The organism is Pseudomonas sp. TH07 (genome assembly GCF_016651285.1).
Classification (GTDB): Bacteria; Pseudomonadota; Gammaproteobacteria; order Pseudomonadales; family Pseudomonadaceae; genus Aquipseudomonas.
Genome location: NZ_JAEKED010000001.1, coordinates 1,718,425 through 1,739,701, shown reverse-complemented (window position 1 = coordinate 1,739,701; position 21,277 = coordinate 1,718,425). Strand labels below are relative to the sequence as shown.

The 21,277-nt window shown below is 65.1% G+C and carries 16 protein-coding genes and 1 pseudogene; 5 read left to right on the top strand and 12 right to left on the bottom strand.

Features of this window, described 5'->3' with window-relative positions; genetic code table 11:
- Window positions 1-14 precede the first annotated feature (14 nt).
- Genes JFU57_RS08245 through JFU57_RS08235 form a run of 3 tightly spaced genes read right to left on the bottom strand, consistent with a single transcriptional unit; the run spans window position 15 to window position 4,206 of the window.
- Window positions 15-2,111: an efflux RND transporter periplasmic adaptor subunit gene (locus JFU57_RS08245; protein WP_201128842.1), complete on the bottom strand. Its 2,097-nt coding sequence runs from the start codon at window positions 2,109-2,111 to the stop codon at window positions 15-17.
- Window positions 2,111-3,430 (bottom strand): efflux RND transporter periplasmic adaptor subunit, encoded by a 1,320-nt coding sequence (locus JFU57_RS08240; RefSeq protein ID WP_078469171.1) that lies wholly within the window; start codon window positions 3,428-3,430, stop codon window positions 2,111-2,113. Before JFU57_RS08240 ends, JFU57_RS08245 begins: the two co-directional genes overlap by 1 nt.
- A complete protein-coding gene (locus tag JFU57_RS08235) occupies window positions 3,427-4,206 on the bottom strand; it encodes an efflux RND transporter periplasmic adaptor subunit (RefSeq protein WP_201128841.1) in 780 nt (259 codons plus the stop codon). Before JFU57_RS08235 ends, JFU57_RS08240 begins: the two co-directional genes overlap by 4 nt.
- Window positions 4,207-4,458: 252 nt before the next feature.
- Here JFU57_RS08235 and JFU57_RS08230 point away from each other — a divergent pair, with 252 nt between their 5' ends.
- Both JFU57_RS08230 and JFU57_RS08225 read left to right on the top strand, forming a co-directional pair.
- Window positions 4,459-6,624 (top strand): outer membrane assembly lipoprotein YfiO, encoded by a 2,166-nt coding sequence (locus JFU57_RS08230; RefSeq protein ID WP_201128840.1) that lies wholly within the window; start codon window positions 4,459-4,461, stop codon window positions 6,622-6,624.
- 3 nt (window positions 6,625-6,627) lie between these two features.
- On the top strand, window positions 6,628-7,341 hold the full coding sequence (locus JFU57_RS08225; RefSeq protein WP_446739658.1) for a DUF3142 domain-containing protein: 714 nt from the start codon (window positions 6,628-6,630) through the stop codon (window positions 7,339-7,341).
- A 9-nt stretch (window positions 7,342-7,350) separates the two neighbouring features.
- Here JFU57_RS08225 and JFU57_RS08220 read toward each other — a convergent pair whose 3' ends face one another.
- The 7 genes from JFU57_RS08220 to JFU57_RS08190 all read right to left on the bottom strand — a co-directional run bounded on the left by JFU57_RS08220 (window position 7,351) and on the right by JFU57_RS08190 (window position 16,617).
- Window positions 7,351-9,813: a TonB-dependent siderophore receptor gene (locus JFU57_RS08220; protein ID WP_201128838.1), complete on the bottom strand. Its 2,463-nt coding sequence runs from the start codon at window positions 9,811-9,813 to the stop codon at window positions 7,351-7,353.
- Window positions 9,814-9,915: 102 nt separating this feature from the next.
- Window positions 9,916-10,869 (bottom strand): FecR domain-containing protein, encoded by a 954-nt coding sequence (locus JFU57_RS08215; protein ID WP_201128836.1) that lies wholly within the window; start codon window positions 10,867-10,869, stop codon window positions 9,916-9,918.
- Window positions 10,866-11,375: a sigma-70 family RNA polymerase sigma factor gene (locus tag JFU57_RS08210; RefSeq protein ID WP_020300726.1), complete on the bottom strand. Its 510-nt coding sequence runs from the start codon at window positions 11,373-11,375 to the stop codon at window positions 10,866-10,868. The genes JFU57_RS08215 and JFU57_RS08210 overlap by 4 nt, the downstream gene beginning before the upstream one ends.
- Before the next feature lie 71 nt (window positions 11,376-11,446).
- Window positions 11,447-12,946 (bottom strand): efflux transporter outer membrane subunit, encoded by a 1,500-nt coding sequence (locus tag JFU57_RS08205; RefSeq protein WP_207202168.1) that lies wholly within the window; start codon window positions 12,944-12,946, stop codon window positions 11,447-11,449.
- A complete protein-coding gene (locus JFU57_RS08200; protein ID WP_078469164.1) occupies window positions 12,943-14,001 on the bottom strand; it encodes an HlyD family secretion protein in 1,059 nt (352 codons plus the stop codon). Before JFU57_RS08200 ends, JFU57_RS08205 begins: the two co-directional genes overlap by 4 nt.
- Before the next feature lie 25 nt (window positions 14,002-14,026).
- The gene (locus JFU57_RS08195) at window positions 14,027-15,571 is read right to left on the bottom strand and encodes an MFS transporter (RefSeq protein WP_201128834.1); all 1,545 of its coding nucleotides are present in this window, start codon (window positions 15,569-15,571) and stop codon (window positions 14,027-14,029) included.
- A gap of 125 nt (window positions 15,572-15,696) precedes the next feature.
- Entirely contained in the window at window positions 15,697-16,617 is a 921-nt protein-coding gene (locus tag JFU57_RS08190; protein WP_201128832.1) for a LysR family transcriptional regulator, read from the bottom strand.
- A 297-nt stretch (window positions 16,618-16,914) separates the two neighbouring features.
- Here JFU57_RS08190 and JFU57_RS08185 point away from each other — a divergent pair, with 297 nt between their 5' ends.
- Both JFU57_RS08185 and JFU57_RS08180 read left to right on the top strand, forming a co-directional pair.
- On the top strand, window positions 16,915-17,604 hold the full coding sequence (locus JFU57_RS08185; RefSeq protein ID WP_078469161.1) for a GntR family transcriptional regulator: 690 nt from the start codon (window positions 16,915-16,917) through the stop codon (window positions 17,602-17,604).
- A gap of 110 nt (window positions 17,605-17,714) precedes the next feature.
- Window positions 17,715-18,509, top strand: a complete 795-nt coding sequence (locus JFU57_RS08180) for an alpha/beta fold hydrolase (protein ID WP_201128830.1) — start codon at window positions 17,715-17,717, stop codon at window positions 18,507-18,509.
- A 72-nt stretch (window positions 18,510-18,581) separates the two neighbouring features.
- Here JFU57_RS08180 and JFU57_RS33580 read toward each other — a convergent pair whose 3' ends face one another.
- Both JFU57_RS33580 and JFU57_RS33575 read right to left on the bottom strand, forming a co-directional pair.
- Complete coding sequence (locus tag JFU57_RS33580) at window positions 18,582-19,367, bottom strand: methyl-accepting chemotaxis protein (protein ID WP_371106565.1); 786 nt, start codon at window positions 19,365-19,367, stop codon at window positions 18,582-18,584.
- A gap of 69 nt (window positions 19,368-19,436) precedes the next feature.
- Window positions 19,437-20,462: pseudogene (locus JFU57_RS33575) on the bottom strand (HAMP domain-containing protein); the annotation flags it as partial.
- Between the two features lie 312 nt (window positions 20,463-20,774).
- Between JFU57_RS33575 and JFU57_RS08170 the strand changes: the two are divergent.
- Window positions 20,775-21,275 carry a sigma-70 family RNA polymerase sigma factor gene (locus tag JFU57_RS08170; RefSeq protein WP_078469158.1) on the top strand — a complete coding sequence of 167 codons (501 nt, stop codon included), beginning with the start codon at window positions 20,775-20,777 and terminating at the stop codon, window positions 21,273-21,275.
- Window positions 21,276-21,277 lie beyond the last annotated feature (2 nt).

Below are 21,277 nucleotides of genomic sequence, written 5' to 3'. Positions count from 1 at the left end.
TCAAGACCTGATCACTAGAACCCGCTTTCCCGCACCCCTAGCGCCGCCATGCGCCGCCAGGCCGTGCCCAGCAACGACTCGCTGCGCCCCTGCAACACCGCCACGCCGCGCAGCGGATGGCTCGGCGTCGGCACCTCTTCGAGCAACCGGAGGCGGGCACCGTACTGCGCCTGCACCGGCTCGGGCCGGCTGTTCTCATCGCGGCGCACGGCAATCGGCCCGTGATGGTCGGAGGTCAAGGCCTCCAGGTCGATGGCGGCCACGCCATTGACGTCCACATCCACCAGCTCCAGCGGCCAGGCCGGGCGCATCGGGTCGTCGGCGATAAAGCGCCCGCTTGCCCCCGGGGTGACCCGCCACAAATCGGCTTCAGCCAGGTAACCGCGCACCCGGGTGCCGCCCTCGACAATCCGCGCCAGGGGCTCGCGGGTCGACACCCAGCGCCCGGCCACCAGCTGCGGCATCAGGTCCCGCACCTGGCCAGCCTGGGGTGCGCGTAGCAGCAGGCGCTCACGCCGGGCCTGCAAGCCGCGATACTCGGCCACCGCCTCGGCCAGGCGTTGCTCGAGCACGCCGACATCCGCCGCTGTTTCGCTGCGACCGGCCTGGCGCCGCATCTGCAATTGCAGGATGTCGATTTCACGCCGCACGATCACCAGCCGCGAGTCGATATCCGGCGACTCCAACTCCACCAGCAACGCGCCCTGGGCCACGCTCTGGCCGTCTTCGACCAGCACCTGTTTGACCCGCGCCGCCACCGGCGCATGCAGCGCGGTGACGCGCCCGGCTTCGAGCATCGCCGGCACTTCGACGCTGCTGCGCCAGGGCACCGCCAGCAGCAGCAACAGCGCCAGCAGGCCCAGGCCACTGAGCAGCACGCGCGGGGTGTGGGCCTGTTCGCGGCGTGCCCACCACTGGTAACCCTCTTTGCAGATCGGCAGGAAGATGAACCACACCAGCTCCACCAGCATCAGGAAGATGCCCAGCAACTTGAAGAACAGGTGATACACCGCCAGGGCGATCCCGAAGAACAGCGCCGCACGCCACAGCCACGAGCCGTAGCCCCACCACAGCAGGCGCCGCTGCATGGGCGGTGACCAGGGCTCGGGCGCCGGTTGGCCATAGCCGAACAGCACTTCGCGCAGGTGCCAGCGGCACAGGGCAAAGGCCCGGCCTTGCAGGTTGTCCACCTCCCACAGATCGCTGAGCAGGAAATACCCGTCAAAGCGCATGAACGGGTTGAGGTTGATCACCAGGGTGGTGATCCAGGTGGCGCTGGCCAGCATAAAGGCGGCGGTGCGCGCCGGGCCGTCCGGCAGCAATGACCAGGCAAGTAACGCGATGCACGCCAGCAGCAATTCCGCCAGCACGCCGCCGGCCCCGATCAGCAGCCGGGCGCGCCGGTCGTTGACCCGCCAGGCATCGCTGACATCGGTGTAGAACATCGGCAACAGCACCATGAACGCCACCCCCATGCTCTGCACCCGACACCCCGCGCGCTTGGCCATAAAGGCATGGCCGAATTCGTGGCACAGCTTGGCGAAAAACAGCGCCGCGCCGAACGCCAGGGCCCCGCCGAGGCTGAACAGATGGGGAAAGGTCGCGAGAAACCGCTGCCAGTCCCGCGACACCAGAAACACCCCAAGCCCCAGTGTGATTGGCAGGCCAAACCGCAACAGGTGAGGGCCGAAGCGCTGCAACCACGGCCAGGCGCGATTGAGAAAGGCGTCCGGGCGCCACAGCGGAATTCGAAAGAACAGGTACTGATGCAACAGGATCTGCCACAGGCTCTGGCGCTGCGCCGCGGCCTTGTGGCTGTAACTGGAGCGTTGCTCCGGGTCCAGTGCGCTGATCAGGTCATGGGCCCGCAAGAATCCCAGCAACTCCTCCAGCTCGCCTTCGCTCAATGCCAGGCCAGGCTCGCGGTTGGCCGCTTGCAGCACCTGCTGCGCGTCGCCCAGTGCCCAATGGCGCAACAGGCGGATCGCCGCCGCCCCCAGCTTGAAATAACGCCCGCGCACCGGGTCGGCCAGGGTCCAGCGCGGCGAGCCATCCCGGGCCGCAGCGGCGGCCGACAACTGCAAGTCGGTGCGCAGGGCCGGCAGGTTCATTACAGACCTACGCTCTGGCGCAGACCGGCCAGGGGACGGCGTAACAGATACAGGGCCAGAGGGGCTCGCTCGCCGAAGATCTTCGCCGTGCCACGCAAGCCGATCCGCGGCGGTGCCTCGCGAAAACTCGCATCGAGCCGGTAGGCCAATTGCCCGCCCGCCGTGGGCTGGGCTTCATAGGCGGCGTGTTCGAGGGTCGCCAGGTGCCGCTGCAACGGGTCGCTGTCGAGAAACAGCGCCACTTCCGCCTGGGGCTCCAGGGCAATGGCATCCCCCACCGCCAGCTCGATACGCAGCTCGGCCTGGTTCGGATCGGCAATTTCCATCAACCGCTCGCCGGTCTGTACCGGCTTGCCGGTCCAGCGCTCGGCATCGGCGAATACCGCGATGCCGTCGCGTTCGGCGCGCACTTCGCTGCGTTTGAGCAACTCCCTGGCGTAATCGCGCTCGGCACGTTTCTGTTCGACCCGCGCCGCCAGCAGGTCGATTTTCGAATTCGACTCCGCATCGGCAAAGGCACGCTGGGCATTGGCCTTGAGCTCGGCCTCGGCCACACCCAGGGCCCGCGCCGCAACATCCGCCTGGGCCGTGAGGGTGGTGCTTTCAAAACGCAGCAGCAGATCCCCGGTCTTCACGCTCTGGTTGGGTTTGACCAGGAACTCGGCAATCACCCCATCCAGCGGTGCCGCCACCACCCGCCCGCCCAGGGGCACGACTTCGGCCGGCGCCAGCACCGATTGCCGCACCGGGATCAACAGCCCCAGCAGCACCACGCCCACCAGCAACAGCTGGCGCTTGCGGGTCCAGCGCAGGCGCCATGGCTGGCGCGGTTGCAGGGCCAGCCAGGCATGGCTGTAGGTGTCGCCCAATTGCGACAACAGCACTTGTTCGGCGGGATTCCACGCGGTGTCCCGGGCCAGCCACAGGCCGCCGAAAACTTCACCCTTGCGATCGAGCAGCGGCAACCAGAACACCTGGGCCGCCGACAGGCCCTGCCAATCGGCGCGCACCGAGTCGCTGACCATATCCGGCGTCACCACCCGCGCCTGCTGCAGCTGTTCACGCTTGAATAGCTGCGCCACGGCATGTTCGACGAAGGCCACGAACGGCGCATTCGGGTCGAGGCTGCTGACCCCGGTCACCGCGCGCACCTTGCCGGCGATCAGCAGTGCGGCATGGCGAAAACCGAACAGCGCCTGCCCGTCATTGACCAGGCTGTAGGCCAGCTGCTCCACGGTCGACGCGGCGCGGGTCTGGCGTTCGAGGTCGAGAAAGCGGGCGAATACCTGTTCCGCCGAGCCCGACAGCGGCGCGTTCATGGTGACTCCGCAAACCGCGCCGTGCCGCTCATGCCCGCCAGCAGCCCGGCGGCACTGGGCACCGTGGCCACCAGCAGCAGGGTCTGGCTGCCCTCGTCGATCCGCGCGCCCAGGCGCTTGACGGTGGCCGTGAGCGACTGCCCGGTTTCATCGGGGATAAAGCTGAAGGTCTGCCCTGGCTTGAGTTTGCCCATCCAGCGCGACGGCACCAGCAGGTGGATTTCCAGGGTGCGGTTGTCGACGATTTCCAGCAGCGGCGAGCCGGCCGCCACGCTCTCGAAGCGCTGCACCTTGCGCTGCACTACTTGGCCGTCGAAAGGCGCGACCACGCTGCAACGCTTGACCTGCACCTGATAGACCTGGGATTGGGCCTGGGTTTCGGTGAGCTTGGCCTCGGCCCGCGACACCTCGAAACGCCCCACCGAGTTCAGCGCCGCCAGTTGCTTGTTGTGGGCCAGCTCTTCACTGGCACCCCGGCTGGCGGCCTGCGCGGCATTGAGCTGGGCCTGATAGGCCGAGCAGTCGAAACGGGCGAGCACATCGCCCTTTTTGAAGGATTCGCCTTCACTGAAAGGCAGTTCGACAATCCGCCCGGACAGCTCGCTGGCCATCATCGCCTGGTCGCGGGCGCGCAGTACGCCACGGGCTTGGGTGCTGGTCGAGCTGGCGTCCGAGGCCGGGCTGGCCAGCAGCGGATCGTCGGCGACGGGAGTTTGCGCTTGCGCCAGGCACGCCAGGCAGGTCAATCCGAATCCCAAACCACGAAAACGCCGCATAACCTTTACTCCCTGTCGGATGGGCGGAGTCTACGACAGCGAGGGTGAGCGTCAAGCACAACGCCATCATCTTTATCGAGCCTCCGCTGCCATTTCACGCCGCCCGCTCTAGCCCGGGCCTGTTACCTGCTCACCCGAAAAAGGTTCGCTGGAATCAATACGCCAGCCAGTAGGTGCGCCCCGGGAGCTTCTGTATGATTTGCGCCACTATCGGACCACCGCACTTCGTGCTTTCGGGATTAGGGACAATTCATGCGTATCGGTTTTCTGTCATCTGTGTCACTGGCGCTTGGCGCCGTCTGCGCGACCCCGGCCTATGCCAGTTTCGACGAATCCATATGCGAAGTGCTCTGGACCCCGCAAGGCAGCGGCGCCTGCAACAGCGTGCCGTTCCTGAGCCCGAACAACGACAGCCGGACCAACCTGCGCCTGCTGATGTCCGACCAGGGCACCCTGCCCCTGAGCCCTGTCGCCCTGAGCAACAATGACCTGCAAGCCGGCTACGGCCCGGTGCCGTTCGACCTGATGCGCCTGGACCCGGAGCCGGAAAACGCCACGCCCGCCGCACAGGATGCGCTGGTCGCGCGCCTCGACCAGCAACTGGCGCAACTGGAGTTGCCGGCGGTGGCCACCCTGGATCAGCGTCCGCACTTTATCGAGGGCGAAGGCAACCGCTGCCGCAGTAACAACCTGGAAAGCGCCAGCGCCTTTATCGGCCAGTTGCTCGACACCCCGGAACTGTCGACGCAGGAACGCAGCGACCTGGCGGGCGAGCGCATGCAGATGCTGCAAGTCTGTGAGTGGGAGGCCGGGAATGCCGAGGTCCTGATCGAAGATCAGCACTTCTCTGCAACCGGCAAGGCCTTCGCCAATTACCTGCGGGGCGCCGCCGAGTTCTACAGCGGCCGCTTCGACAAGGCGACCCAGCGTTTCGCCAGCCTGACCGACAGCCCCCAGCCCTGGCTCAAGGAAACCGCGCTGTACATGAGCGCGCGCATCCCACTGAACGCCGCGCAAGCCGACACGTTTGATGACATGGGCCTGCCGGACCTGAACAAGGTCGATCGGCCCAACCTGCAATTGGCCGAGCAGAACCTGGAACGCTACCTGGCGGCCTACCCCCAGGGGCACTTCAGTGCGTCGGCCAAAGGCCTGCTGCGCCGGGTGCACTGGCTGTCCGGCGATGACCGCAAGCTGGCCGAGGATTACAGCTGGCAACTGCTGCACGCCACGCCCGCGCAACGCAATATCAGCCTGCCGGAGCTGATTCAGGAGACCGACAACAAGCTGCTCGGCACCGAGGCCCCGGATATCCGCACCCCGCAGTTGCTGGCGGTCGAGGACCTGAGCCGCATCAGCGCCTACCAGGGCACCTTCAACCTCAAGCAACTCCAGGCGCAAAAGGCCGTGTTCGCCGAACAGCCGGCCCTGTTCAACTACCTGCAGGCGGCGGCCTACCTGAACCTTGAGGACAAGCCGCAGCAGGCCCTGGCGTTGTTGCCAGGCAGCGTGCCCGCGCAACTCGATTACTTCGCCTTCAGCCAGCAGGTGCTGCGCGGCCTGGCGCTGCACAAGACCCAGGACTGGAAGGCGGCCGAAGCCCTGTGGCTGGAGCTGCTGGGCAAGGTCAAGCAGCCCTTGCAGCGTGACTACGTGGAGCTGGCTCTGGCCTGGAACTACGAGTTCAGCCAGCGTCTGGACAAAGTCTTTGCCGCCGACTCGCCGATCAAGACCCCGCAACTGCGCTATCGCCTGCAACGCCTGAGCGCCGACCTGCCGCTGCTGCGCCAACAGGTGACCCAGGGCGTGGACGCCGGCGAACGCGACAGCGCCCTGTTCGTGCTGCTCTACAAAGAGCTGTTGCGCGGCCAGTACGCAGCCTTTGCCGAAGACTTCAAGCGCATGCCCGCCAGCCCTTCGCCCGACAAGCTCGGGGTCGGCATCGGCTACTTCTACGACAGCGGCAAGCCACTGGCGATGTTCAACTGGCAGGGCGAGCCGGGAGAGTCCGGCTACGGCTGCCCGAGCATCGCCGAGATCGCCGCCGTGTTGCAGGCCAACAACCAGCAGCCCAAGGGCCTGAACTGCCTGGGCGAGTTCATTCTGCGCAACGGCCTCGACCATTCGCCGCTCGATGCCGCGCCGTACAAGGGCGAGCTGGGCTCAAGCGGTATCGACGCCAAGCCGGCAGTGTTTTCACGCCATGACGGCTATCGCCAGGTGATCGACAACCAGCACGCGCCCAAGGACGATCGCGCCTACGCGCTGTTCCGCGCCATCAAGTGCTACGCGCCCTCGGGCAACAACAGCTGCGGCGGCACCGATGTCGAGCCGGCGGTGCGCAAGGCCTGGTTCCGCCAGATCAAGGGCACCTACGCCGATACCCAGTGGAGCAAATCCCTGCCGTATTACTGGTAACCCATGAACGCTCTGTTGCGCGCTGGATGGCTGCTGGCCGTATTGATCAGCAGCCAGGCCTGGGCCGCGGTCGACGCCGGCGACTATGACGCGTTCTGGTTATGGAGCGGGGTCAAGCCGCAGCCGGTGCTGGCCCAGGCCAAGAGCCTGTACATCCTCCAGGGCCAGATCAGCACCTCGCGCCGCCAGCCGGAACGCGGCGTGCGCCTGATCGCCCAGGGCGTCTCGGTGCCGCGCCTGACTCAAGGTGAAGTGTGGGTGGTGTACCGCGCCCATACCCTGCGCTGGCCGGAGCCGATCTACGCCCAATTGCTGGGGCAGGTGCAACGCTGGCAACAGGCGGGCAACCCGGTGGTCGGGATCCAGATCGACTTCGACGCCGGCACCCGTTACCTGGAGGAGTACGCCGATTTCCTGCGTGACCTGCGCCAGCGCCTGCCACGGCAGTACCGCCTGAGCATTACCGGACTGATGGATTGGGGCAGCAACGCCGACCCGCAAGCGATCGGCCAGCTCAAGGGGGTGATCGACGAGGTGGTGGTGCAGACCTACCAGGGCCGCCACAGCATCCCCAATTACGCCGCCTACCTGCCGCGCCTGGACCGCTTGGGGCTGCCGTACAAGGTCGGGCTGATCCAGGGCGGTGCCTGGACCGAACCCGCTTACCTGCGCGATAGCCCCTGGTTCAAGGGCTATGTGGTGTTTTTGCAGAACTAGGGCTGTTTTTTACCAGTCGTAAGTCAGGCTCGAGACCACCGTGCGCCCTTCGCCGTAGTAGCAGTCCAGCTCGGTCCGGCACAGGTCGACGTAGGTCTTGTCTTCAAGGTTCTTCACATTCAGCGCCAGCTTCACGCCCTTGAGCTTGAACGGCGAGCGGTTCAGGTCATAGGTCAGCGCCGCATCCAGCACGGTGTAGGACGGAATCTGGAACGCACCGGCGTAATCATCGCCGTAATTGCCCTTCACGTAGCGCACCCCCAACCCGGCGCCCAGGCCGGCCAGCGGCGTATCCCCGAGCAGGGTGTAGTTGGCCCATGCCGAGGCGGTCAGCGGCGGGCTGCCGGCCGGGTGCCGACCTTCGCGGCCGGAATCGTCCTTGGTGTACTTGATGTCGTTGCGCGACACCGAAGCGATCACGTCCAGGGATTCGCTGAGGGCCGCCTTGGCCTCCAGCTCGATCCCACGGGAGCGCACCGCACCGCTCTGGTCGCTGAACGTGCTATTGGGAATGGCGTTGAGCACGTTCTCCTGGTCCAGGTGGTAGACCGAGAGCTGGACGAAACTTTCCTGCCCCGGCGGCTGGTACTTGAGGCCCACTTCATACTGCTTGCCGGTGGACGGTTCGAACGGGCTGCCGCCCTCGGCAGTGCCGCTCAACGGCATGAACGACTCGGAATAGCTGACAAACGGCGCCAGGCCGTTATCGAACAGGTAGACCAGCCCCGCACGGCCGGAGAACGCCTGGTCCTTGCTGCCGCTGTTCTGCTTGGTCAGCACCACTTTGTTGTTGGTCTCGGCCCAGTCATAGCGGCCGCCGAGCACCAGCACCCACTGGTCGAGCTTGATCTGGTCCTGCACATACAGGCCGGTCTGGGTCACGGTGTTGTCCCAGCGATACAGCCCGTTGAAATTGATCGGCGTGCCGTAGGTCGGGTTATACAGGTCGATGATCGGGTTGGTGCGGTCGTACTTGCCGGCGAACTGGCTGTTGGAGTGGTAGTAATCCAGGCCCACGATCAGGGTGTGCTTGAACGCCCCGGTGTCGAATTCGGCCTGGGCGATGTTATCCACCCCTACCACCTTGTTGTGCTGCTTCCAGTCGACACCGAAGCGGGTCATGTAGCGCTGGTCATTGGCCCCGGTCAGCGGGTTGGCGACAAAGCTGTAGCCGTGCAGCGGCGCGCGGTAATGGTCGTCGACATCGGCGTAGCGCACGTTCTGCTTGAGGGTCCAGACCTCGTTCAGGCGATGGGACAGTTCATAGCCGAGGACGAACTGATCACGGTCGTAGGCGTTGACTCCCGGCTCGCCGAGGAACAGGTCGCGGCTGATCTTGCCGTTGACCGTGGGCACCAGGGTGCCGATCCGCGGCAAACCCTGGGCCTCGGGCACGTCGTTGTCTTTCTGGTATTGGGCGAACAGGGTCAGGCTGGTGTCTTCGTTGGGACGCCAGGTCAGGCTGGGCGCGATGAACTGGCGTTTCTGCTCGACGTAATCGATCGGCGAGCCGCTGTCGTTGGCCAGGGCGGTCAGGCGATAGAGGAACTGCCCTTGTTCGTCCAGGGGGCCGCCCAGGTCCAGGGCCAGGCTCTTGTGGTCATCGCTGCCGCCTTCGAGCACCACCTGATGCAGGGGCGTGGCCGTGGGGCGCTTGCTGACCATGTTGACGATGCCACCGGGCTGGTTCTGCCCGTACAGCACCGAGGCCGGGCCCTTGAGCACTTCGATGCGCTCCAGGGAATAGGGCTCGATCTGCAATGCGCCACCAGTGCTGCCGCCGCCATAGGGCAGGTGCAGGCCGTCCAGGTACAGCGGGGTCGGCGTGAAGCCGCGCGAGGTCGGCTCATCGAAAATCTTCACCCGGTCGGCGAAGCCACCGCCGGTCATGCCCGGGGTGTAGCGCAAGGCTTCAGTCACCGTTTGCGCGCCACGGGCCTTGATCTCGGTGGCGGTGACCACGTTGATCGTCTGCGGGATTTCCACCAGCGCCGAGTCGGTCTTGCTGCCGGTGGCACTGCGCTTGGCGACGATGCCCTGCACCGGGCCCCAGGCGCTTTCCTCGACCTGAGGGGCGCTGACCTGGGTCGCGCCCAGTTGCAGCGGACCGTCCGCCGGGGCCGGTTGCAACATCCAGCCGCCACCCGCTTGCAGGGCCTGCAAGCCGCTGCCCAACAGCAGGCGTTGCAGGCCCTGGGCCACGTCATAGCGCCCTTGCAGGCCGGCGCTGCGCTTGCCCTGGGTCATTTGCGCATCCACCGACAACAGGATCCCGGCCGCACTGGCAAATTGATTGAGGGCCTGGTCGAGGCTGCCGGCGGCGATGTTGTACTGGCGCGACTCGCTCTGGCTGGCCTCGGCGGCCTGGGCCACACAGGGCACCAGCGGCGCGACCGCCAGCAGGCCGGCGAACAGGCCATGGCGCACGGCGGCGCTCAGGGTTTGGGTGGACGGTGACGGTTGGTAAGGCATTCCGGAACTCCCCATGAGAATGCGTCTTGATCGGCTTTCAACAGCTATCCCGAACCAGACGACAAAATCGACAAGGGGCCTGCAGTTATTTTTTTGCGGGGGTCACACCCGGGCCTTGAGCGTGACCCAGTAACGGGTCACGGCCTGGGCCCGCACCGGCAGCGAGCGCTCCAGGGCGGCAAGGATCGCGTCGCTGTCATTGAGCGGAAATACCCCGGTCAGCAACAGGTGCGCCACCTCCTCGTCACAGCGCAATACGCCCGGGCGATAGCGCGACAGTTCGGCGATGAACTGCCCCAACGGCTGGCGCTCGGCAATCAGCCGGCCCTGGCTCCAGCTGCTGGCATTCAGGTCCAACGGCTGATTGGCCGCGACCTGCCGGGCGCTGAACCACAGGCTGTTGCCGGCCTCCAGGTGCACGGGCTGGGCGTTGCGCGGGCTGATGCGCAGCGCGCCTTCGAACAGCCCGACCCGGGTCCCGTTGTCGACATCGCGCACGGTAAAGCGCGTGCCCAGGGCCTGGATGTCGCCGGCATCGGTTTCGACAATCAATGGCCGCGAGGCATCGTGGCCGCTGCTCAGCTGGATCTCGCCGCTGATCAGGCGGATGCGCCGCTCCTGCGCGCTGTAGCGCAAGTCGACGGCGCTGTTGCTGTTGAGGTCCAGGCGCGTGCCATCGCTGAGGGTCAGGTGGCGAATCTCGCCGGTGGCGGTGCGCTGCTCGGCGAAAGCGCTGCGCCAGGGCTGGCTGCCCTGCACCAGGTAGCCACTGCCACCGGCCACCAGCAACAGACCCAGCAGCTTGAGCGCCGAACGTCGTTGCGCATCCGGCACATCGCGCAGCACCGCGCGGGCGCTTTCGGCGGGCACTGCACCCAGGGTCTGCTGCAACTGCTGCAGGCGCTGCCAGGCACGCTGGTGCTCGGGATCGGCGGTTTGCCAGCGGGCGAAAGCCTGGCGCTGGGCCGGATCCATTTCCCCGCCCCAATGCAGCATCAGCCATTCGCTGGCCTGCTCGACGATGGGCGGGGCAATCGGCGCGTCGTGGCGTTTCATTCTTCGTAGATGACCTGATAGCAGGCCTGGATGGCGCGGATCATGTACTTCTGCACCGAACTGACCGACACCTCCAGGCGCTCGGCGATGCAGGCGTAGCTCAGGCCTTCGAACTGCGAGAGGACAAAGGCCTGGCGGACTTTTTCCGGCATGCGATCGAGCATGGCGTCGATCTGCATCAGGGTTTCGAGAATCAGCGCGCGGGTCTCCAGCGACGGCGACTCCGGCTCGGGCAGGTGGGCGATGCTTTCCAGGTAGGCGCGCTCGATGCGCAAGCGGCGCCACTGGTCGATCACCAGGTTGCGGGCAATCTGCGCCAGGTAACTGCGGCTTTCCAGTGGCCCGGGAAACCGCCCCGAGACCAGCAACCGCAGAAAGGTGTCCTGCGCCACGTCCGCCGCGTGCTCACGATCCCCCAGGCGCTTGCGCAGCCAGCCTTGCAGCCAGCCGTGATGATCGCGGTAAAGGCGATGAACCTGCTCTTTGCCGTCAGTCGTTGCTTCCATGAAAGGAACCGCACACGTGATTGAGAGCAATTATCATTACACTTTTTTATATCTCCAGGCAAAGCCCGTCTTCAGCGGGAGGCTTGCGCGTCCGTCAGCGGATACACCGATTCCCAGCCGCCGCCCAGGGCCTTGTACAGGCCAACCATGGCCAGCGACACGCCGGCCGAGCTTTCGACCCACTGTTCTTGCGTGGTCAACAACGCGCCTTGCACAGTCAGCACGTTGACGAAATCCACCACCCCTTCAACGTATTGCTGCTGCGCGGTGCGCAGTGCGATCTGGTTCTGGTGCACGGCCTCGGCCAGGCTGTCGCGGCGCAGTTGGCTGGCGTTGTAGCGGGTCAGTTGATCATCGATTTCATGCCAGGCACGGAGCACGGTCTGCTGGTAGGCCAGGGCCGCTTCCTGCTGTTGCGCCTCACGCAGATGGAGCATGCCGCGCAGGCGCCCGCCGTCGAACAGCGGCAGGCTGAACTGCGGACCGATGCCGAACTGGCGTGAACCCCAGGAGCCGAAATCCGAAAGCTGCATGGCTTGCGAGCCGAGGTTGCCCGACAGCGTGATGCGCGGGTAGAAATCGCCCTCGGCCACGCCAATGCTGGCGGTGGCGGCATGCAGCCGGCCCTGGGCCTGGCGGATATCCGGGCGCCGTTGCGCCAGTTGCGACGGCAAGCCGATCGCCACCTGACGCGGGGTTTGCGGCACCGGGGCGTCGGCCGCCAGTTCGGCGTGCAGGGCCTGGGGCGGCTCACCGAGCAGCAGGCTCAGGGCGTTGATCAACTGCGCCTGCTGTTGCTCCAGGGCCGGCAGCCGGGCTTCGATGGTTGCCACCTGGGCCGCGGCTTCGGCAACGTCCAGGTCGGTGGCCACGCCATCGGCCAGGCGCAGTCGCGAGAGTTGCAGGCTGTGCCGCGCCACCTCCAGGTTCTGCTCGGTCACGGCCCGGGTGCTCTGCACCCCGCGCAGCTGTATGTAGTCCTGGGCGGTCTCGGACAGCACCGACAGCAACACCCCGCGCCGATCGTTTTCCGCGACCTCCAGGGTGGCGTCGGCGGCTTCGGTTTCGCGCCGTACGCGACCCCACAGGTCCAATTCCCAGGACGCCGAGAAGCCGGCGTCCCACAGGTTGAATGCGGACTTGCCGCTGTTCCCCGACGGATCGTTCAAGCCTTCGGCGCTGTTGCGCTTGCGCCCGTAGCTGCCGGTTGCGGCGGTGGTTGGATAGTGATCGGCGCCGATCACCTGGCGTGCTGCGCGGCTCTGCGCCAGGCGGCTGGTAGCCAGTTGCAGGTCGAGGTTGTCGCTCAGCACGCGATGGCTCAGGGCCGAGAGCTGCGGGTCGTGGAAAACGTCCCACCAGCGCTCATCCATGTCGCGGCTGACCGCCTGGCTGGCGGCGGCTTTGTCCGGCACGGACCAGGCACTGACCTGCTGCGCCTGGGGCGGCTGGAAGTCCGGGCCGACACTGCAGGCGGCCAACGACAGCAGGCTCAGCGCCCACACCGAGCGAACGCCGGCCTTGATGCGATGGCCCTGGCCTGAATCGCGGTTTGGGGAATGGCCCATCATCGCTGCGTCACCTCGCGCACCCGGGTGCCATTGCCCAGGGTGTCGATGCTGGCTTCCACCGACATCCCCACCCGCAGGCGCTCGGCCAGGGCCTGGCCCGGGTCGAGGACGATTTTGACCGGGATGCGCTGCACCACCTTGGTGAAGTTGCCGGTGGCGTTGTCCGGCTTGACCGAGGCAAAGGTCACGCCGGTCGCCGGGGCAATGCTCTCGACCCGGCCATACAGGGCTTCGCCGCCGAGGCTGTCGACGCGCACCTGCACCTCTTGCCCGGGCTTGACGTCAGTCAGTTGAGTCTCCTGGAAGTTGCCCAGCACATAGGCCCGTTCCAGGGGCACCACGGCGAGGATCTTGCTGCCCGGGGTGACATAGGCCCCGACCCGCACCGCGCGCTCACCGACCATGCCGTCCACCGGGGCGACGATGCGCGTGTACGACAGCTCGTAGCTGGCCATTTCCAGCGCCGCCTGGGCCCGTTTCAAGCCGCCTTCGGCCGCATCGCACTGGGCCGTGAGGATCTCCACCTGCTTGCGCTCGGCCGCCAGCACCGCCGCGGCATTGGCCTGCCGGGCACTGGCCTGATCGATGCGGGTCCTGGCTTGCTGGGCATTCTGCACCGTGCCGGCACCGACACCGGCCAGGTGGTTGTAGCGCGCCAGTTCATGCTCGGCGAAGGCCATTTCCGCCCGCGCCGCCACCAGCGTGGCCTGGGCCTGGGCGATCACTGAACTCTGGCGCTCCAGGGTCGCCCGGGCGTTTTGCAGTTGCGCCTTGGCCATCAGGGTGTCGGCATCGGCGGCCTGGGCGGCGGCCCGCAGGTCACGGTCATCGATCAGCGCCAGCAACTGCCCGGCCTTGACCTGCTGGTTGTCCTCCACCAGCACCTCTTTGATAAACCCCGCGACCCTGGGCGCCACCAGGGTGTAGTCGGCGGCGATGTAGGCGTCGTTGGTGGTCTGCTCGGTCGCCTTGCCGGTGACCAGGTAGATCAATGCGCCGAGCACCGCGACCGCGGTCACGCTGACGGCAACTTTGTGCTTGATATGAATCGTCATAAAAACCTTCTGTCTCGTTGAGCGTTCAAGTGGGCGCGCGCGGCGGGTAGACCCGCGTCGGCAGCCAGAAAATCAGCAGGATCAGCGCCGCGGCCAGCCCTGCCATGCAGTAATAAAGATCGATCGAGGTCAGCACCACGGCCTGCTGGTGCAGGCGCTGGGCCAGACCGGCGACGCCGCTGTCGACCAGGGGCGAATTGCCCAGGCTGTCCACCAGCATGGTCGAGTGAAAATGCAGGCGGTGGGTGGTCAGGACGTCCAGCACGCCGGTGGCGATCACCGCCGACAAGCCCTTCACGGTGTTGAACCAGGCCGAGGCAAAAGGCCCCTCGATGGGCTGGATACTGCCGGTGGCCAGCATCAGCAACGGCAGCACCGCCATCGGCTGGCCGAAAATCTGCAGCAGTTGCAGCAGGTAGAAATTGTCGCGGTTCCACACCGAGGTCAGCTGCGTCCCGCCCAGGCACGACAGGACCAGCATCCCCAGGCCAATCCCCAGCACCCAGCGGCAATCGACCCGGCGCAGGTTGCACAGGGCCGCCACCAGCGGCAGGGCAAGCAACTGCGGCAAGGCCATGACCAGCATCACCGGCGCGGTTTGCAGCGGGCGGTAACCCTGGACCTGGGCCAGGTAGCTGGAGGGGATGATGATCACCGCCGTCAGCACCACCAGCACCCCGGCCAGGGTCAGCAGGGCAAACGACAGGTTGCGGATGCCCAGCATCTGCAACTTGAAGAACGGGATCGGCTGCGACCATTCGTTGATCAGAAACAGCACCAGCAACAGCAGGCCACCCCCCAGCAACAGAGTGATCAGCGGCGAGGCGAACCAGTCCAGACGGTTGCCTTGCAGGATGCCGATCACCAGCATGCAGATCGCCGGGAACCCCAGTAGCAGGCCACGCCAGTTGAACTGCTTGCAGCGCTCCAGGCGCAGCGGGTCCTGGGGCAGTCCGTAGGCCACCGCCGCCATGGCCACCAGGCACGGCAGCACCACTTGCCAGAACGCCCACTGCCAGCCGACATACTCGGTCCACAGCGCCGCCAGCGGCGTGCCCAGGCTCGGGCCGAAGGTGGCGGTCAGGGCATAGCCAGCCAGGCCGTACAGCTTGACGTTGGGCGGCAGGAACCGCAGGGCAACGGTCATCAGCATCGGCGGCAGCGCGCCGCCGGCCAGACCCTGCACGGTGCGCAGCAGCAACAGGCTGGGGTAGTTGGGGGCGAACGGGCAGAGCACGCCCAGCACCGTGAACAGCGCGATGGCGCCGAGGGTGAAGCGCCGCAGGGAAAACGTCACCGAACACCAGGGCGCGAAGGCCATGGCCGCCACCGAAGTCGCGGTGTAACTGGCCACCAGCCAGGTGCCTTCGTCGTAGCCGATGTACAGCGCGCCACGGATATCGGCCAGGGCGATCTTGGTCACCATCTCGTTGAGGCCCGAGACCAGCACCGCCAGCAACACACCCACCAGGCCGATAATGATCCGCGGGCCGAACACGGGCGGGGCAACAACTGCCGGCTTGCTGGTGGCTGGCACGCCCGCAGGCGCGGCAACAGCGAGGGAACTCATGAAAGGTACAACTCCGGACAGGAAATACCGGAGCAGTTTAGGCAGCCCGACTACTGACGAAAACTGACTTATCGACAGCTTATAAGTGCACCAGACGCAACTATCCAGGCATCAGACGTGCCCTGTCAGCTCGGCTGCGCCGCCAGCCAGGTGTCGCTGCAGGACGCCTTCAGGGTTTCGCGGAACCATTTATGGGCCGGGTCCTTGTCATAGCGCGGGTGCCAGGCCTGGGTCAGGACCAGGGTCGGCAACGGAATCGGCAGCGCAAACGAACGCAGGCGCAACCCCAGGCGTTTCACGCTGAGCAGGGTTTCCTTGGGCACCGGCAGGATCAGGTCCGAATCGGGCAGGACAAACATCGCCGCATGAAAGCTCGGCGCAATCAGCGGCACCCGGCGTTCCAGGCCCAGGGCGCTGAGGGCCGTGTCGATCGGCCCCCGGGCAAAACCGCGGCGGGACATGCTGATATGGGGAAAGGCGGCGAAGCGCTCGGCGGTGATCTCTTCGTCGAACAAGGGATGCCCCTCGCGCACCAGCCCGACAAAGGTGGTGGAGAACAGGTTCTGCACCTTGACCTCCGGGGTCAGCGGCCGCGTGTTGCTGATGCGCAGATCGATCCGCCCCTCGCGCAGGGCTTCGTCGTCGCCATCGCCTTCCGGCACAAAGCGCAGCTCGCACAGGGGCGCCTGGCGCTCCAGGGTGTCGATCAACCGACCGCCATACACCCCGACAAAAAAGTCATTGGCGCGCACATTGAAGCGCCGCTGCAGGGTACTGAGGTCCACCTGGTCCCCGGAGCGAAACACCAGCGAGGCCTGCTCCACCAGGTCCCGCACCTGAGCGCGCAACTCCAGGGCCTTGGGCGTGGGCACCAGGCCGCGGCCGGCGCGGACCAGGATCGGGTCGCCGAGGGCCTCGCGGATCCGGGTCAGGGTCCGGCTCATCGCTGCCGGGCTGAGGTTCATGCGGCGTGCGGCACCGACCACGCTGCCTTCGTCGAGCAAGGCATCGAGGGCCACCAGCAGGTTCATATCCGGAAGTTGCATGCTGAGCACTCATGGCTGATGTGAAATGATTGCCGCGCAATCCTAGCAGCCTTGCCCGCAGCGGCAATGCGCAAGATCAAGGCCAACAGCGTTGCCCGCGGCATGGTGTGCAGCAAACGCTAAACTTGAGCCTATCCACGGACTGTTTTTACCCCGGTGCTTGAGCATCACCGCCGCTTCAAAGGAGAATCCCGCGCCGCGCGCCGCTCGCTCCTTGCGGCGCCGATGCTTTGACAAGCCTTGCAGCACTATCTAGTGTGCATTGGATCCAATTTATAGAAGTAGAGACACCCAAACGTGACGAAAAAACCCGGCATCCTGAGCAAGATCGAAGTCAGCGGGCCCATACCTGCCCATCTGGCGCGCTCAGTGATCGAAGAAACCCTGCGCGCGGCGATCCTCGATGGACGCCTGCCCAGCGGTGCAGCGTTGCGCCAGCAGGATCTGGCGGACCTGTTCGGGGTCAGCCGCATGCCGGTGCGCGAGGCCTTGCGCCAGCTTGAAGCGCAATCGCTGCTCAAGGTGGTGCCGCACAAGGGTGCGGTGGTGGCCGCGCTGATCGACTATGACGCCGTCGACACCTACGCCCTGCGCCTGCTGCTGGAAAAAGAAGCCCTGCGCCTGTCGATCCCGTTGCTGGAGCCCCAGGACATTGCCCTGGCCCGCAGCTACATCGAGGCCCTGGAAACCCAGACCGATCACGCCGAACTCGGCCGGCTCAACCGCTTGTTCCACATGGCGCTCTATCACAAGGCGCCCAACCGCAAGCTGCTGAACCTGATCGAACTCGAACTCAATGAAGAAGAGCGCTTCCTGCGCTTTCACCTATCCTCCATGGGCCTTGGCACCCTCACCCAGGATGACCACCGGGCATTGGTCGATGCCGCGAGCGATAAAGACATCGAGCGCGCACTGGGCATCCTCGAACGGCACCTGGAAAGCGGCGCCACCACGATCAGGAATTACCTGCAACAACGGGAGGCATGAGCCCACCCCGACACCGCGCACCCGGCGCGCCCTTCAGGATCGACAGGGCGAACCCCGGCGCTTCTCAGGTGCACTCACGGAAAACCGTCACTCAGGCTTAAGGAAGAGCTGTGAATATCAACAATAAGAAATGGACGATGGTGATCAACTCCGGGCAACCCAGCGGCATCCGCCTGATCTGTTTTCCCCAGGCCGGCGCCGCACCGGAACAACTGCGCAATTGGTCCACCGGACTCGACGACCATATCGAACTGGTGGTGGTGCGCCTGGCCGGGCACGGCGTGCGCCGCGACGAAGCACCTTGCGCCAGCTGGCCGGCGCTGCTCGAGGAGGTACTGGCGGCGCTGCAACCGCTGCTCAGCGAGCCTCACGCACTGTTCGGTCATGGCCTCGGCGGGCTGCTGGCCTACGAAACGGCCAAGTACGCCCAGGCCCATTTTCCGGGCCAGACCCAGCATCTGTTCGTCTCCGGTTGCCGCAGCCCCGACAGCCCCGCCGGCCGGCCATTGCTGCATTCGCTGCCGACTCCGGCGTTTCGCGAAGCGATGCTGACCCTGGGCGCCACCCCTATCGAAATACCCCGCGGCGCAGCCGACCAGCAGCTGTATGAGGCCGTGCTGCGCAATGACCTGAAGCTCTTCGAAACCTGGTTCGACACCTCCAGCGGCAGCCTCGAAGTGCCCCTCACGGCCCTGTACGGCAGCGAAGACCTGCTGACCCCGGCCAGTCGCATGGTGAACTGGCGCGAATTCACGCGCCGCGAATTCGAGTTGATCGAAGTGGCCGGCAATCACTTCTTCATCAAGTCGCAACGCCAGCGCCTGCTGCAAGTGATCAACACCCACCTTGGGCTGCTGAGCCCGCAATCGGCACAACCTCTGCGGCGCTCGGCGCTGATGCACTAGTCTGCAGGCAGAAAAAAGCCCGCTCTGCATCACTGCAAAAGCGGGCCTTGGCGTGGCACCGGGGTGCCGCGATCAGATCTTGAAGCTGTCCACCAACTGTTTCAAACGGCTGGCCTGCTGCGACAGGGCATCGCAATCCTTCAGGGTTTCGTTGAGGTTGGCCACGCCCTGCTGGTTCAGCAGGTTGATCTGGTTGATGTCGACGTTGAGGGTTTCAACCACGGCGGTCTGCTCTTCGGTCGCAGCGGCCACCGACTGGTTCATGCCGTCGATTTCACCGATACGCTGAGTCACGCTGACCAGACGGGCACCCGCCTGGTTCGCCACTTCAACGCTTTCTTCGCTGGAAACCTGGCTGGCGTTCATGGTCGAGACCGCCTCGCGCGAACCCACTTGCAGCGAGGTGATCATCTTGTGGATCTCCTCGGCCGATTCCTGGGTCCGGTGCGCCAGGTTGCGCACTTCATCGGCAACCACCGCAAAACCGCGACCGGCTTCACCGGCACGGGCCGCTTCGATGGCAGCGTTGAGCGCCAACAGGTTGGTCTGCTGGGAGATGCCCTTGATCACATCCAGAATGTGCCCGATGTTGTCGGTGCTGGCATTCAGGGTCTCGATCTGGGTGCAGGACAGGCTGATCTTCTGCGACAGCTCGGTCATGGCCAGGATGGTTTTCTCCACCACCTGACGCCCGTCATCAGCCTGCTCGCTGGCACCGCTGGCGTGTTGCGAGGCATCGGCCGCGTTGCGCGCAATTTCCTGGGTCGCCGCGCCCAACTCGTTGATCGCTGCCGCCACGCTGTTGGTGCGGGCGCTCTGCTCGTCGGAGCCGATGATCGAGGCGTTGGACGACGCCATCACGCGCTGGGACAAGTCATGCACCTGGCGGGTGGCCGAGGACACTTCGGAAATCGACGCGTGAATCCGCTCCACGAACTGGTTGAACGCCCCGGCCAATTCGCCGAACTCATCCTTGGTCACCGACACCAGGCGCCGGGTCAGGTCGCCCTCGCCCTGGGCGATATCCTGCATGGCGCGGCCCATGGTGGTCAGCGGACGCATCAGGACCTGGATCAGCAGGCTCAGGAAAATGGCAATTGCGCCCACCGCGACAAACATCGCGATCAAGGCCGAAGTACGGAACTGGCTCAGGGGTGCATAGGCTTTGTCTTTGTCGAGGGACAGACCGATGTACCAATCGGCATTAGGCAGCCCGGTCACCGGGGTGAACGAGAGGATCCGATCCTGCTTGTTCAGCACCACTTCCTGGTTGCCTTTTTCGATGCGTACGTTGGAGCCCGGGTAGATGTCCTTGAGGTTCTTCATCACCTGGTCTTTGTCCGGGCTGACGATCACCTGACCGTCGGCGCTGACCAGGAACGCGTGGCCCAGGCCACCGAAGTCCACCGAGTTGATAATCTTGACCAGGGTTTCCAGGCTCAGGTCGCCACCAACCACACCGAGCAACTCACCCTGCTTCTTGACCGGCATGGCGATGGTCACCACCAGGCCGCCCACTGCCGCCATGTAAGGCGGGGTCAACATGGTTTTATCCGCCGCGACCGCCTGTTTGTACCAGGGGCGCTGACGCGGGTCGTAGCCATCGGGCATCTTCGCGTCGGGACGCTGAGTGAAGACGCCATTGGCCTGGCCAACGTAGGTGAACTGGAAGTTGGAGGTGAAGGCAGGCTGGTCGACCAGCCCCGGAAAGTCTGCGTTGCTGCCTTGGTGAGCGACGTTCTGCGCCAGGTTCTCCAGGACCAGGATCCGCCCGCTCATCCAGTTCTGCACGCTGCTGGAGGTCAACTCGCCCGCTTGCTCGATCGAGGACTCGAGGTTTTGCCGGATGGTATTTCGCTGCAGATAGTCGTTGTACAAAGTGAACAACGCAAAAGCCAGAACCACTACGCCAGAGGCGGCCAAAAGGATTTTATGGCTGAACTTTAGATTCATGTCATGGGACTTCTTATGCCGAAAGGGGGGATGCGTCCGGAATGCAACATTCCATTTAACAGCGCAGGCAATGTTCTGTGATCGCTCTACTTTGGTGCACGCATTTCTCACCAGTCTGTCGGCATCAATCCGAGAACCCTTAGCGATTTATCGAAAATGCACGTTAGTTCCAGCAGAAACCCGCCGAACGGCGCTTTAGAGCCTTTGCTCGGTATTTTTCGATGCCGGTTGGTCGAGCCGATATTGCCAAATCGCCAGACCATGAAAGACAATGCGACCGATTATCATTTGTGACATGCAGGCCGTACCTCAATGTCATCATCGCCGTTCGCCGTACAGACGCTTTACCGCCATCACCACGGCTGGCTCAACAGCTGGTTGCGCAGCCGCCTGGGCAACGCCGCAGATGCCGCGGACCTGGCCCAGGACACCTTCGTGCGCCTGTTGCAGCGCGGCGAACGCCTGGAGCTCAAGGCACCCCGGGCCTTTTTGCGCACCATCGCCCGTGGCCTGGTGATCGATCACTGGCGTCGCGAAGAAATCGAACGCGCCTACTTAGAAACCATTGCCCACCTGCCTGAAGCCCAGACCCCTAGCGCTGAATCGCGGGCGCTGGTGCTGGAGCTGCTGGAAAGCATCGCACGCATGCTTGAAGGGCTGAAGCCCAAAGTGCGCAAGGCATTTCTGCTGGCCCAGTGTGAAGGCCTGACCCACAAACAGATCGCGCAACAGATGGATATTTCTGTGCGCACGGTCGAACGCTATGTCGCCGATGCGCTCTATCACTGCTACCTGCTGCGCTACGAGCCTTGAGC

Coding starts and splice junctions, on each gene's coding strand:
- JFU57_RS08195 (WP_201128834.1), bottom strand. CDS start 15,571: ATGAGTTCCCTCGCTGTTGCCGCGCCTGCGGGCGTGCCAGCCACCAGC.
- JFU57_RS08240 (WP_078469171.1), bottom strand. CDS start 3,430: ATGAACGCGCCGCTGTCGGGCTCGGCGGAACAGGTATTCGCCCGCTTT.
- JFU57_RS08245 (WP_201128842.1), bottom strand. CDS start 2,111: ATGAACCTGCCGGCCCTGCGCACCGACTTGCAGTTGTCGGCCGCCGCT.
- JFU57_RS08215 (WP_201128836.1), bottom strand. CDS start 10,869: ATGAAACGCCACGACGCGCCGATTGCCCCGCCCATCGTCGAGCAGGCC.
- JFU57_RS08170 (WP_078469158.1), top strand. CDS start 20,775: ATGTCATCATCGCCGTTCGCCGTACAGACGCTTTACCGCCATCACCAC.
- JFU57_RS08220 (WP_201128838.1), bottom strand. CDS start 9,813: ATGCCTTACCAACCGTCACCGTCCACCCAAACCCTGAGCGCCGCCGTG.
- JFU57_RS08190 (WP_201128832.1), bottom strand. CDS start 16,617: ATGCAACTTCCGGATATGAACCTGCTGGTGGCCCTCGATGCCTTGCTC.
- JFU57_RS08235 (WP_201128841.1), bottom strand. CDS start 4,206: ATGCGGCGTTTTCGTGGTTTGGGATTCGGATTGACCTGCCTGGCGTGC.
- JFU57_RS08205 (WP_207202168.1), bottom strand. CDS start 12,946: ATGATGGGCCATTCCCCAAACCGCGATTCAGGCCAGGGCCATCGCATC.
- JFU57_RS08200 (WP_078469164.1), bottom strand. CDS start 14,001: ATGACGATTCATATCAAGCACAAAGTTGCCGTCAGCGTGACCGCGGTC.
- JFU57_RS08230 (WP_201128840.1), top strand. CDS start 4,459: ATGCGTATCGGTTTTCTGTCATCTGTGTCACTGGCGCTTGGCGCCGTC.
- JFU57_RS08225 (WP_446739658.1), top strand. CDS start 6,628: ATGAACGCTCTGTTGCGCGCTGGATGGCTGCTGGCCGTATTGATCAGC.
- JFU57_RS08210 (WP_020300726.1), bottom strand. CDS start 11,375: ATGGAAGCAACGACTGACGGCAAAGAGCAGGTTCATCGCCTTTACCGC.
- JFU57_RS33580 (WP_371106565.1), bottom strand. CDS start 19,367: ATGGCGTCGTCCAACGCCTCGATCATCGGCTCCGACGAGCAGAGCGCC.